Genomic DNA, 12,521 nt, shown 5'->3' with positions numbered 1-12,521 from the left:
ATGAGGAAGAAGACCCCCTTGCGTGCGGCTGATGGCAGGAGGGACCGGGTGCGTAACAGCATGACAAACCTTACCGTTGATTCAGGATTGCCTTACTCCTCATTGCTCTGTTGCGTTCTGTCAACGTATCGGCAGGCCTTGCGCAACAAACCCGCCCGGATTGTTGGAAAAATGCAACAGAGTTGCCTGACCTTGTTGCGGGGCAGGATCTTCCGGTCTGAATGCCCTGTTTTCGGCAAGAGCCAGCATCACACGCAATGGCCCTCCATGGGTCACGATGCAGCATGTCTGCGAGGCCTGCATACGCTCATGCCAGAAAGCCGCAACACGCTCTGTCAGAGCCTCGACCGTCTCGCCTCCACCGGGCGCATACCCCATTGGATCAGCTGCCCAGTCATCCAGATCGTCTCGGGGCACATCGGACCAGAGTCTGTTTTCCCATGCACCGAAATCCAGCTCGGCCAGACGCAAATCGGCGTGGCAGCAATCAGTGTGGGAGTCATCAACGTGGGAGTCGGGCCTTCCACGGGCGTCTGCGTCGCACGATGCGAAATGTCGCGCCGCCACAGAGCAGCGCGTGGCTGGCGAATGAAACACGCGATAGTGCGCATTCTGGGCGAACCCCACGCCATCGCGCCAGATCTGCTGCCACTTTGCAACGACAGGTTCCCAGCCCGATGCCAGAGGCACGTCGGTTCTTCCATAACAGAGGCCTTCGCGTATCTGCACGGCAGGATGGCGCGCCAGCAGGATCGAGAAACCGGTGCTCACCCGTGCTGCGACAGCATGTGAAAGAAGGTCCCCGAAACGGTACCGCGCTGACTGCCTGCCTGACCCAGCGCGCGCCCTTCACCGTCGCGCAACGTCGCGAATGCCTCATCCCTGCCGGGATGGGTCACGCTGGCATAGTGAAATTCATGACCACGCAGTCTTGCCCCTGCCGGGCCGAGCACGGAGTTCTGCAATAATTCGGCTTCACGATAGCCCAGCACCATTTTCCGGCGCGCAAATGAAGTCTCATGCGACAAAAGCCCCAGCATGGCGTGCATCGTGCCCGATGCATCCTCGATACCTTCCCCGAGAACCATATAACCCCCGCATTCACCATGAACGGGTCGCGTCGCAGCAAAACGCGCCATGCCCGCTCTGAAACAGGATGCAGCAGACAAGGCGGCCGCGTGAAGCTCGGGATAGCCACCCGGCAGCCAGCAGCAATCGGCACGCTCCGGTGGGGTCTCATCGGCAAGAGGAGAAAAACGCAGGATCTCGGCACCGGCCTCGCGCCAAGCCTGCGCGAGATGGGCATAAAGAAAGGAAAAAGCCGCGTCATCGGCCACAGCGATGCGTTGCCCCGGCGGGGTGAACGGATGCTTCCGGCTTTCCACAGTTGCCATGACGGGCGCAGCCAGAGACCAGATGGCGCCCAGATCGAGTTCCGCTTCGGCCTTGTCGGCCAGCGCGGCAAAGAAACCGGCCAGATCGCCACGTTCACGCGCCTGAACCAGTCCCAGATGACGCTCCGGCAGCAGGATCGTCCGATCCCTCCGAAACACGCCGACAGGCGGCATTTTCATGGCCGAACGGCAGAGCTTCTCATGACGGTCGGAGGCAATATTGTTCAGGATCGTCCCCGCAATCGTGACGCCATCCTGCCATCCGGCCATGCCCTGAGCGATGGCCCCTACAGTCTGCCCCTGCCCGCTGGCATCGAGCACAAGCAGTACGGGCATGGCAAACAGGGAGGCGATATCGGAAGCGGCTCCGCGCGCACCGTTTTCCAGAGCCAGCCCGTCGAACAATCCCATGGATGATTCGACGATCACCAGATCGGCATCCTGCGATGCCTGTGCCAGCCCTGCCCTGAGCTGATCGCCCGTCATGGCCCAGCTATCGAGATTGGCACAGGGCGCACCCGAAGCTTCCTGATGAAAGGCCGGGTCTATATAATCGGGACCGGTTTTGAGAGCTCTCACTCTCACCCCCCTGCGCCTGAATGCCGCGATGAGCGCCAGTGTCAGCGTGGTTTTGCCCGAGCCCGAACGGGGGGCAGCCACCATCAGCATACGGGTCATGATTTCATACCTCTCGCCGGCATTCTGCCTGCCAGTAATGTCGAACCGGCGTGTTTCGCAAGCCGGCTCATCGACCCTGCCCGATACCGCTCAGACATCGTCTTCTCCTTCGGACAGCAGACGCGCGACGGCGTTACTGCGCGGCTGCCACAAACCGCGTGCAATCAGGGCTGCGAAGCGTCGGCGCATATCGGCCAGCGCCTCGGGATTATGGGCCTGAAGGAAAGCGGCGCAGTCCTCGTTTTCCAGCAGGGCTGCAAATGCCAGATCGATCTGGCGGTCGAGCCTTGTCGGAAGCGTGGCAGCATAGGCCTCCAGCGCACTGACACCGCGCGCCATTTCAGCCGCACCGCGATAGCCATGGCGCATCATGCCCGCAATCCAGCGTGGGTTGGCCAGCCTGCCGCGTGTCACACGTGCCACTTCCTGCGCCATATCGCGCAGTTTCGGCGTATCGGGCTGGCTGGTATCGCCATGAAGCAGCAGAGGGTCATTGCCCAGACTGGCGGCTGCCGCACCAAGACCGCCTTCATGAGCGGCCGTATCGGCGCTATCCAGCACATCCGTTTCGGCATGGTCCTGCATATGCAGCACGATTTCCGCCCGACCGAGACGTCTGGCCAGATCCTCGCCAGCGCGCACGCCATCGCGTCCGCCACCGTAACTCCATTGCGATCCTTCGAGATAAAGCTGCCCGAGCGCCTTCCTGTCGGTCCATTCTCCCGAGGCAAGCGATGCCTCGATGCCGGTGCCATAGGCGCCGGGGGCTGCACCGAAAATACGCGACGTTTCAGGGTCGAGCGTCAGAGGATTCCAGTCTGCCTCTTCCTCGCGCGCGGCCACGGCACGCGCTGCCTGATCGAACAGATCGATCAATCCCGGAAAGGCATCGCGAAACAGGCCCGAAATACGCAAGGTGACATCCACGCGTGGCCGGTCGAGCACGGTCAGAGGTACGATCTCGAAACCGCTGACCCGACCGCTCGTCGCATCCCAGCGAGGCTGCACACCCATAAGCAGAAAGGCAAGCGCCATATCCTCGCCGCCCGTCCGCAGGGTCGCGCTGCCCCACAGATCGAGCACCAGATGACGCAGAGGCTCTCCTTCTTCCTGCAAATGACGCGACAGCAGCAATTCTGCCGTACGATGGGCCAGAAGCAGGGCCGCGCGCGTGGGCACCATGCGCGGATCGGTGGTCGTCAGATTACGCCCCGTCGGCAGCACATCCAGACGCCCGCGTGTCGGCGCGCCTGAAGGACCGGGCGGGATGAAATGCCCATCGAGCGCTGCCAGCAGCGCCAGACGCTCGGCCTGCGGACAGGTATCGAGGCGCGTTGCGACTTCCTGAGGCGTGACATGCGCAGATTGTGCCAGCATATCGACCAGTTCGCCGCGTCTGGGCGGTGTGCAGCCGAATACGTGCAGACCATCGCGTATCTGGAGGTCTTTCACGTCGCACAGATACGCATCGAGCCTCGCCAGAGCTTCTGCCTCGTCAGCGCTGCCATCGCGCGCCGCATTGCCGATGGAATGAGGAGAGGCTTCGGCCAACACACCGAGATCGGCAGCACGGTCGAGGATCTGACGTCGCAGCAGCGTGCCGCGTCGCTTGTCCAGCCCGTCTGCCTCGGCATATTCATCGATCAGACGTTCGAGCTCGGTCAAGGGGCCATCAAGACCGGCCCGCTGCACCGGCGGTGTCATATGACCGATCATCACCGCCCCCAGACGCCTTTTGGCTGCAGCGGCCTCGCCGGGATTATTGACGATGAACGGATAAATGACCGGCACGCCGCCCACCAGCACGGATGGTGCGCAGTCGGGTGACAGGGCCACCGCCTTGCCGGGAAGCCATTCGAGCGTGCCATGCGTGCCCAGATGCACCATTGCATCGATTTCACACGTGCAACGCAGCCAGAGATAGAAGCCTATATAGTCGTGACAGGGGGGGATATCGGGGTCGTGATACTGCGCCTTGCGCTGCTTTGCCTCGCCGCGCCCGGGCTGAAGAGCCAGAACGAGCGCACCGAAACGCATGAAACGCAGCTTCACCGGCTCAATCGGCTCGCCCCAGGCATCGATGACCTTCTGACGAAACGCCACCGGCAGCGTGTCGAATGCCGTGCGATAGGCACTGGCATTCATGATCTCTGCCGGTTCTGTACGGCACAGACCGTCAGGGAGGTCCGGGGCGGCGATGGGCGGAATGGCGTAACCGGCTTCCGTCAACATCGCGCCGATGGCAGCGACACTGGCAAAACTGTCGAGCCCGACCGCATGGGCCGATTGCCCCTCTGCACCGGGGTAATCCGACAGCACAAGCGCCAGTTTCCGCGCAGCTGGCGGCTTGGCGGCGAGACACAGCCAGCCCTGCATCTGACGGACAAGCTGCGCAATGCCGGGCGCGTAGGCTACGCGTCGTGCCGGCAGGCCGGGTGGGGCCTCGTCGCGAAACGAAATGGGGGCGCCGTTCAGTCGCCCGTCGAATTCAGGCAGGACGATCTGCATGGCCAGATCGGAAGGCGACAGGCCGCGTGCCGCCTTGTGCCAGTTGGCCAGCGTCGTGCTGGGCTGGACGATCTGCAGGACAGGCACCCCAGCCGCATCGAAGACGCAAGGCGATGCGTCATCGCCGCGTGATGCAAAAAACGTGGCATTGAGAATAACGGCTGGTGGCTCATCCTGTAGCCATTCGCTGATGAAGGAGACGGCTTTTGCCGCGCGCAAGGACGCAACATAGAGCAGATCAACGCCATATCCTTCTGCTGCAATCGCTTCGGCCAGGGCATCGATCCCATCCAGATCCGACGCCAGAAGATGGGCGCGATAAAACACGACAAGTGCGCGTTCGTGACGGGAAGTCGGGTTGAGACGTCGATAAAGCCCGGCATCCGGCAGGGGCTCGGCCACGGCCCCGTCATCCTTCGCCAGACCTGCCAGTGCGCTCATGAGGGTCAGTGCGCTACGCAGATTGCGCGCACCGCTCTCGCGAAACAGCGTATCCAGCCGCTCCCAGTGAGCCGCTTCGATTGTCGACAGGCTTTTCAGTGCCGGGTTGGGCGTGGCTTCACCGGTGATGAAGGCCAGAGGAATGGCCTTTTCACGACAGACGAGCCGCAGCTCATCCACGCCATAACGCCAGTATTCCGTTCCCCCCAGAAGACGCACCACCACGCAGCGCGCCTGGGAGACGGTCTGTTCGAGATAAAGATCGACCGACATGGGGTGACGCAGGCGCGACAGGGTCGCGACCTGAAGGCTCGGGTCCTGCGCCGTGTGCACATCGCGCAGTCCCAGCAAATCGCTTTCGGAAAACGAGAGCAGGACAAGATCGGCAGGGGCATGGGCGAGATCCTCGGCCACCGCCTGCCCGTCCAGATCATGCGCTTCCCGAAAGAGAATATGCATGGCTCAGCCTGCGTCGAAGCTGGATTGTACGGCCTTCGGATCGAGCCCGTGCAGACCGATGACGACAAGCCTGCCTGTTGCCGCCTCGCCGGGCTCATAAGCATGACGGATACGCCCGCCCACTGCCTGAACACCCAGACGCAGGCTCTTGCCTGCCACACGGGCAAAGCCCTTCATGCGCAGCACGTCATGCGTGCGGACCACGTTTTCGAGCTTTTTCACGAAAGCCTCCGCTGTTTCCTGTTCGGGCAGGTCGAGCACGAAGCTGGTGAAATCGTCATGCTCATGCTCATCCGCCCCGTCATGATGCGAGGGACGCGCTGCGAGATCGTCTTCTGCTGCAGCCCCGAGCCCAAGCAACACGGCCGGATCGACACGGCCTTCGCGTGCACGGATCAGGCGTACGCGACGTTGGCGCGCATCGAGACCGGCTTCGACCGCAGCCAGTGCGGGTTCGTCCAGCAGATCGGTCTTGTTCAGAATGACCAGATCGGCTGAGTCGAGCTGATCCTCATAGACTTCCTCCAGCGGATTGTCGTGATCGAGCGACTCATCTTCCTCACGCTGTCTGGCGACGGCTTCCGGGTCATCGGCGAAGCGGCCATCGGCAACGGCTGGCGCATCCACCACAGTAATCACGCCATCCACAGTCATGCGTGTACGCACGCTCGGCCAGCCGAATGCCTTGAGCAGGGGTTTCGGCAAGGCCAGTCCCGAAGTCTCGATCACGATATGCTCTGGCGGATTGGGGCGATCGAGCAGGGCTTCCATGGTCGGAATGAAATCATCGGCTACCGTGCAGCACAGACAGCCATTGGTCAGTTCGACGATATCTTCCTCCGGGCAGTTCGGAATGCTGCATCCACGCAGCGTCTCGCCATCGATGCCGAGCGAGCCGAATTCATTCACCACGACTGCAATACGACGCCCGCCGGATTTCTCGATCAGATGGCGCAGCAGGGTGGTTTTTCCAGCACCGAGAAAGCCGGTAATGATGGTGACAGGGATTTTGCTCATGACAGTCTCTCAGTAACGGGCGTTTCGGTGTTGGATAAGCTGGTATTCTGGGCGGGGAAGCGCCCCAGGATAATATCGCGCAGGCTCTCGGGACGGCGCGAAGGCATGACGGTACCAGAGCGCGACTGCTCATAGGCCTTTGCGTAGAGCAGAAGATCTCCAGCCAGAGCGGGCGCCAGTCTGCCCAGCAGCCAGGACCATTTTCCCGACATGGAGAGCGTTGCCGTGCAGCCCTGCTGACAGGCGGCCAGACATCTGACGCCCTCGACTGCGACCCCCGACCCTTCTGCCTGCGCCTTGAGGGCGTCGTGCAAAACCTCACCGCCGTCGCGGCAGGTCAGGCAGACATGAAGGACGGGAGCGTGTCTGACGGGGGCTTTTTTGTGAAAATCAGTCTGTTCGTCCATGAGCGATCCCGGACCAGACCCGTCGGAACGGGCAAAACAGGGCACAAAGGCGATTGCCGACACAAGCCGACCTGCCACGCCCTGCATCGATGCACAGGCATGGACTGTCACCCTCCGGGCACCCCGCCGGACAGCGAAATCAGGGAATGACGGCAGGTCTCCTGGCTCATGATGCCGGTCACCCGGTTCTGACGCCCCCTTCCCGGTATGTAAACCAGTGGGATATGGCGGCAGATCAACACCATCTACAGTTGCGGGGGCAGCGCAGGACTGATGCCATGCGGCACGCACCTGCTTCCCTTTTCACCCCCTGCGGGGCACCGTCTGGCCCTGTCTAGCAGCTTCCGGCCGCTATCTGAAAGTGCCGGCGTCATAGTCACTCCCGGATCGACGACGCCAGGGCCGATAACGGCAATTAACCGGTTTTGCCGATTTCACGACCGGGACACGATGGATGTTCACGTTTTCGAGACATGACATTATCGCAATATCTAACATTATCATGATATGATTATAACAATAGGTGTTATATCCGAGTCGGAACGATCCGGCAGGACGTGACCCATCTCATCTGTTTGAGGGATCTCCCGCACTCTTTCCGGCGGTGTTTCATCCTTCGGCATTTCCCCATGGTGCGACACGTCCCGGCCGATGTCATGGCCAGGGCGCGTTGCATACGTGACTACCGCATCGTTTCACGCAGCACAGCGATCGTGCTGGTGATTCCTACCTGGACAATGCATGTCATGAACAGAATTCGTCTCAGTCTGGCCTCTTTCGCTTTGGCCTCCACCACCCTTTTATCGACCGCTCTTATCTGCGCTGCCCCCGCCGCGCTCGCTCAGGAGAAGCCGACAGTCGGCATTGCCATGCCTACGAAATCTTCCGCGCGCTGGATCGCGGATGGCAATAACATCGTCAAGACACTGCAGTCGCGCGGCTATCGCACCGATTTGCAATATGCCGATGACGATGTGCCCAATCAGGTTTCGCAGATCGAAAACATGGTGGCCAAAGGTGACAAGGTGCTTGTCATTGCAGCCATCGATGGCACCACGCTTTCCGATACCCTGCACAAGGCGGCGCAGCGCGGCGTCAAGGTCGTGGCCTATGATCGTCTTATCCGCAATTCGGCGGATGTCAGCAATTACGCCACATTCGATAACTTCCAGGTTGGCGTGTTGCAGGCCAGTTCCCTGATCAAGGCGCTTGGTCTGCCAGAGGCCAAGGGTCCGTTCAATATCGAGCTTTTCGGTGGCTCGCCGGACGACAACAATGCCTATTTCTTCTTCAATGGCGCCATGTCGGTGCTCAAGCCCTATCTCGACAGCGGCAAGCTGGTCATTCCCTCAGGCCAGAAGACCATGGACAAGGTCTCGACCCTGCGCTGGGACGGCGCGACTGCGCAGTCGCGCATGGATAATCTGCTGAGCGCCTATTATACCGACCGCCATCTCGATGCTGCGCTTTCGCCCTATGACGGCATTTCCATTGGCATCATCTCCTCGCTCAAGGGCGTAGGCTATGGCAGTGGCGATACGAAAATGGCCTATGTCAGCGGGCAGGATTGCGAGATCCCTTCCGTCAAATCCATCCTTGCGGGCGATCAGTATTCCTCGATTTTCAAGGATACGCGCAAGCTGGCCGGTGTGACGGCCGATATGGTCGATGCCATGCTGGCGGGCAAAACCGTGCCGGTGAACGACACGAAGAGCTATAATAACGGCGTCAAGGTGGTGCCTGCCTATCTGCTCACCCCCGTCGTGGTGACAAAAGCCAATATACGCCCGACCCTGATCGACAGCGGTTATTATACCGCAAGCCAGATCGAGTAGCGCCATGAGCCCCATTCTGGAAATGCGCAACATCGCCAAGCGTTTCGGCCCCGTAAAGGCCTTGAGCGATGTCAGTTTTTCGGTCGAACCCGGCGAAATTCATGCTCTTTGCGGCGAGAATGGTGCCGGAAAATCGACGCTCATGAAAATCCTGAGCGGGGTCTATCCCGCCGGGAGCTATGACGGGCAGATCGTATTCGAGGGTGAGGAACGGCGCTTTGCCGATATCAACAGTTCCGAAGCGCTTGGCATTATCATCATCCATCAGGAACTTGCGCTGATCCCCCTGCTTTCCGTGCAGGAAAATATTTTCATTACCCATCCTCCCGGTCGTTTCGGGATTATCGATCGAGATTCGGGGCGCATGCGTGCCCGTGACCTGATGCGTCAGGTCGGGTTGACCGAGCCCCCTGAAACACTGGTAACCCATCTGGGGGTCGCCAAGCAGCAGCTCGTCGAAATTGCCAAGGCACTCTCCAAGAAAGTCCGTCTGCTTATCCTGGACGAACCGACCGCCAGTCTGAACGAGCGCGACAGCGCAGCCCTGCTCGACCTTCTGCTGGCCTTCAAGGCAGAAGGGCTGTCATCCATCCTCATCTCGCACAAGCTGAATGAGATTTCGCGTGTGGCCGATCGCATCACAGTGCTGCGCGACGGGCGAAGCGTGGGCACGATCGATTGCCGCAACGGACCGGCGGATGAAGACGAGATCATCCGCCTTATGGTCAATCGCGATCTGGAGCATCGCTATCCGCCGCATACGCCGAAAACAGGCGAGATGCTTATGGAAGTTCAAGACTGGTCGGCCTGGCATCCGCTTCATGCGGATCGTCAGGTGATACGCGATGTCGACTTCCATGTTCGTGCTGGCGAGATCGTCGGTATTGCAGGACTGATGGGGGCGGGGCGTACCGAATTTGCCATGAGTCTTTTCGGGCGCTCTTTTGGCACGCGGATTTCGGGTCGTGTCACCATGCGAGGCAAGCCGGTGGATGTTTCGACCGTCAGCCGCGCCATCGCGGCAGGACTCGCTTATGTGACCGAGGACCGCAAGGAGCTTGGGCTGCATCTGAGCAATGAGATACGCCATAATATCTCGCTGGCCGAGCTGCGCGGCATCGCGCGTCATGGCGTGATCGACGAGATTGCCGAGCTGCGTATCGCACAGGACTACCGCAACAAGATGCGTATACGCTCGCCCGATGTTCAGCAGCTTGCGGGCAAGCTGTCGGGGGGCAACCAGCAGAAAGTGGTGCTGTCGAAATGGATGTTCACCAATCCCGATGTGCTCATTCTCGACGAGCCGACACGCGGCATCGATGTGGGCGCCAAATACGAGATCTATGCCCTGATCCAGCAGATGGCGGATAGCGGGCGCGGCTGCGTGGTCATTTCATCGGAAATGCCCGAGCTGCTCGGTATCTGCGATCGTATCTGCGTCATGAATGAGGGACGCTTCGTCGGCGAGTTCACACGCGAAGAAGCCACGCAGGAAAAAATTATGCGCGCCATCGTGCGCAGCACATCCGAAACCCACCCCATTGCGACGATCCCCGGCGAGACAACCCAGCTTGCCATTGAGCCTCTCCCCTCCAATTCCCCCGTCCTGGGAGCGTGACCGTTATGAGCGAACATATTCTTATGCCCGGCAATCCGCTCTCCCCATCGGGCGAGACCAGCCCCACAGGGGGCGCGCCCGGCGGGCACAAACTGCGCGACAGTGCTACCGGCCGGTTCATTCGCAATAATCTGCGTGAATACGGCATGTTCATCTCACTGGTGGCCATCGGACTGTTTTTCGAGATCATGACCAACGGGACGCTCCTGCGCCCGCTCAACCTGACAAATCTGGTGCTCCAGAACAGCTATATCGTCATCATGGCGCTCGGTATGCTGCTGGTCATCATAGCGGGTCATATCGACCTGTCTGTCGGCTCGGTTGCAGGCTTTACCGGGGCTGTGGCAGCCGTGCTCATGGTACAGCTGCACTGCAATGTCGTGGTGACTACCCTGACCTGCCTTGCGACCGGTGCCCTGATCGGCGCAGCACAGGGTTACTGGATTGCCTATTTCAAGATCCCGTCCTTTATCGTGACGCTGGCCGGTATGCTGGTGTTCAAGGGACTGGCTCTCGCATTGCTCGGCGGTCAGTCTCTTGGGCCGTTCTCAACCGTATTCCAGAAGCTGTCATCGGGATTCATTCCCGAATTTCTGCCCAAAATGGGCCCGTATAATCTGACATCGCTCATACTGGGCGTGCTTGTGGCAGCCGTCATGGTGGCGGGGTCGGTACGTGCCCGCGCGCGCTATCAGCGCAATGAGATCGATGTGGAGCCGATGCCGCTCTTTATTGGCAAGAACGTCGCCATATTCGGCATTATCGTCTATCTCGCCATGCTGATCTCAAGCTATCGCGGCCTGCCGAATGTGCTGATCATCATGGCGGTGCTGATCACGCTCTACAGCTTCATGACCAGCCGCACCACGCTGGGGCGTCAGATCTATGCTGTCGGCGGCAATGTACGCGCAGCAAAACTTTCAGGCATACGCACCGAGCGCCTCACCTTTCTGACTTTTGTAAATATGGGCGTTCTCGCAGCGCTCGGTGGCCTGATTTTTGCAGCCCGGCTCAATACCGCCACACCGAAAGCAGGTCTGGGCTTCGAGCTCGACGTTATCGCAGCCTGCTTCATCGGCGGTGCTTCTGCCTATGGCGGTGTAGGGCGCGTGGGTGGCGCCGTGATCGGTGCCATGATCATGGGTCTCATGAATAACGGCATGTCCATCCTGGGTATTGGCATCGATTATCAGCAGGTACTCAAAGGGCTGGTGCTTCTCGGTGCCGTCTGTGTGGATGTCTATAACCAGCGCAGGGCCTGATCGGGCAGCCTGCTGGGCATGACACAAGGCCGCCGGACAAACCGACGGCCCTGTTTTTCAGATGCTTACACGCTTCAGACTGCTCACTACCGATAAAACGTTCAGAAACGATAGCCGATACCCAGCTCCAGCACAGGATAGACAGGCACATTGACATCATGGGCGATACGGCGGCGCTCACGCTCGACCTGAGCGGTAAAGGACGGGAGGGCGGCTGCCGGTCCTTCGGTCGTCATGGACACCTTGGGATCGCCTTCTGCCAGAATGCCCGCGTCCACCGAAAAGACGACATTGCTGACGATACGTCCTGCATAGCCAAAACCAATATAGGGAGCGACCTGATTGGGTAGCGCCTTGAGCGAAACGCTGCCTGCATCCTGCACATTGTAGATTGTGCGCCCGATGCGGGCATCGCCTGTGGGCGTTGCCCGTGCCGTGACGCGATTACCGACACCGTAAACACCCAGTGAAACGCGCAGGCCGGAACCGAGTGGGTAGAAATCGGTCGTCAACCCACCATTAAAAAACCGGAACGATCCGCCGAACTGCGCATCCAGATCGTATCCGGTCGTCGGATTTTCATTAGCAAACCTGTGGTGATAAATAGAAGAATCGTTATAGGTAAAAAAATTGATATTCCCGCGAAATCCCCAGTGCGAATTTGGAATACGAATACTGACCTCAGGGCCAATTCCCAATGTCCCCACACGGGCAGATACTGTCGGTTGATAACCCATTGGCAGGGATGAGCCAAAAGCCGGATCGAGAGCCAGACCTGAAAAAGTCGGGAGAATAAAAAGGATCTTTGAAAATCTGAATGACACGTCAATGCGCCTCTGCGTTTTCTCCCGCCTTCAATAACGTGAGAAGTCCAGACATTAACGAACTGCATTGATCCGAAA

9 protein-coding genes and 1 riboswitch are annotated in these 12,521 nt (G+C 59.8%); of the genes, 3 read left to right on the top strand and 6 right to left on the bottom strand.

Annotated elements, in window-relative coordinates:
* Positions 1-120: 120 nt before the first annotated feature.
* The 5 genes from NF685_RS06960 to NF685_RS06940 form a co-directional block, all read right to left on the bottom strand.
* Positions 121-771, bottom strand: coding sequence for a histidine phosphatase family protein (locus NF685_RS06960; RefSeq protein ID WP_252849104.1), 651 nt, complete (start codon positions 769-771; stop codon positions 121-123).
* Complete coding sequence (locus tag NF685_RS06955) at positions 768-2,072, bottom strand: cobyrinate a,c-diamide synthase (RefSeq protein ID WP_252849103.1); 1,305 nt, start codon at positions 2,070-2,072, stop codon at positions 768-770. The genes NF685_RS06960 and NF685_RS06955 overlap by 4 nt, the downstream gene beginning before the upstream one ends.
* A 90-nt stretch (positions 2,073-2,162) precedes the next feature.
* The gene (cobN, locus tag NF685_RS06950; RefSeq protein WP_252849102.1) at positions 2,163-5,480 is read right to left on the bottom strand and encodes a cobaltochelatase subunit CobN; all 3,318 of its coding nucleotides are present in this window, start codon (positions 5,478-5,480) and stop codon (positions 2,163-2,165) included.
* Between the two features lie 3 nt (positions 5,481-5,483).
* Positions 5,484-6,497: a cobalamin biosynthesis protein CobW gene (gene cobW / locus NF685_RS06945; protein WP_252849101.1), complete on the bottom strand. Its 1,014-nt coding sequence runs from the start codon at positions 6,495-6,497 to the stop codon at positions 5,484-5,486.
* Positions 6,494-6,904 carry a DUF1636 family protein gene (locus NF685_RS06940; protein ID WP_252849100.1) on the bottom strand — a complete coding sequence of 137 codons (411 nt, stop codon included), beginning with the start codon at positions 6,902-6,904 and terminating at the stop codon, positions 6,494-6,496. The genes cobW and NF685_RS06940 overlap by 4 nt, the downstream gene beginning before the upstream one ends.
* Positions 6,905-7,038: 134 nt before the next feature.
* Positions 7,039-7,244: riboswitch (cobalamin riboswitch) on the bottom strand.
* A 289-nt stretch (positions 7,245-7,533) separates the two neighbouring features.
* On the opposite strand from NF685_RS06940, the gene chvE reads away from it, so the two are divergent.
* From chvE to mmsB, 3 genes are read left to right on the top strand one after another with little or no spacing between them, the layout of a single operon-like run.
* The gene (gene chvE, locus NF685_RS06935; protein ID WP_289847408.1) at positions 7,534-8,739 is read left to right on the top strand and encodes a multiple monosaccharide ABC transporter substrate-binding protein; all 1,206 of its coding nucleotides are present in this window, start codon (positions 7,534-7,536) and stop codon (positions 8,737-8,739) included.
* Between the two features lie 4 nt (positions 8,740-8,743).
* Complete coding sequence (gene mmsA / locus NF685_RS06930; protein WP_252849099.1) at positions 8,744-10,357, top strand: multiple monosaccharide ABC transporter ATP-binding protein; 1,614 nt, start codon at positions 8,744-8,746, stop codon at positions 10,355-10,357.
* 5 nt (positions 10,358-10,362) lie between these two features.
* Complete coding sequence (mmsB, locus tag NF685_RS06925; RefSeq protein WP_264813663.1) at positions 10,363-11,619, top strand: multiple monosaccharide ABC transporter permease; 1,257 nt, start codon at positions 10,363-10,365, stop codon at positions 11,617-11,619.
* A gap of 101 nt (positions 11,620-11,720) precedes the next feature.
* Here mmsB and NF685_RS06920 read toward each other — a convergent pair whose 3' ends face one another.
* The gene (locus NF685_RS06920) at positions 11,721-12,443 is read right to left on the bottom strand and encodes a hypothetical protein (RefSeq protein WP_222546729.1); all 723 of its coding nucleotides are present in this window, start codon (positions 12,441-12,443) and stop codon (positions 11,721-11,723) included.
* Positions 12,444-12,521: the final 78 nt, after the last annotated feature.

This window comes from Asaia lannensis NBRC 102526, from assembly GCF_024054035.1.
Classification (GTDB): Bacteria; Pseudomonadota; Alphaproteobacteria; order Acetobacterales; family Acetobacteraceae; genus Asaia; species Asaia lannensis.
The sequence above is the reverse complement of the archived record's forward strand: the minus strand, read 5'-3'. Positions and strand labels throughout refer to the sequence as shown.

Coding starts and splice junctions, on each gene's coding strand:
- NF685_RS06955 (WP_252849103.1), bottom strand. CDS start 2,072: ATGACCCGTATGCTGATGGTGGCTGCCCCCCGTTCGGGCTCGGGCAAA.
- cobN (WP_252849102.1), bottom strand. CDS start 5,480: ATGCATATTCTCTTTCGGGAAGCGCATGATCTGGACGGGCAGGCGGTG.
- cobW (WP_252849101.1), bottom strand. CDS start 6,497: ATGAGCAAAATCCCTGTCACCATCATTACCGGCTTTCTCGGTGCTGGA.
- NF685_RS06940 (WP_252849100.1), bottom strand. CDS start 6,904: ATGGACGAACAGACTGATTTTCACAAAAAAGCCCCCGTCAGACACGCT.
- chvE (WP_289847408.1), top strand. CDS start 7,534: ATGGTGCGACACGTCCCGGCCGATGTCATGGCCAGGGCGCGTTGCATA.
- mmsA (WP_252849099.1), top strand. CDS start 8,744: ATGAGCCCCATTCTGGAAATGCGCAACATCGCCAAGCGTTTCGGCCCC.
- mmsB (WP_264813663.1), top strand. CDS start 10,363: ATGAGCGAACATATTCTTATGCCCGGCAATCCGCTCTCCCCATCGGGC.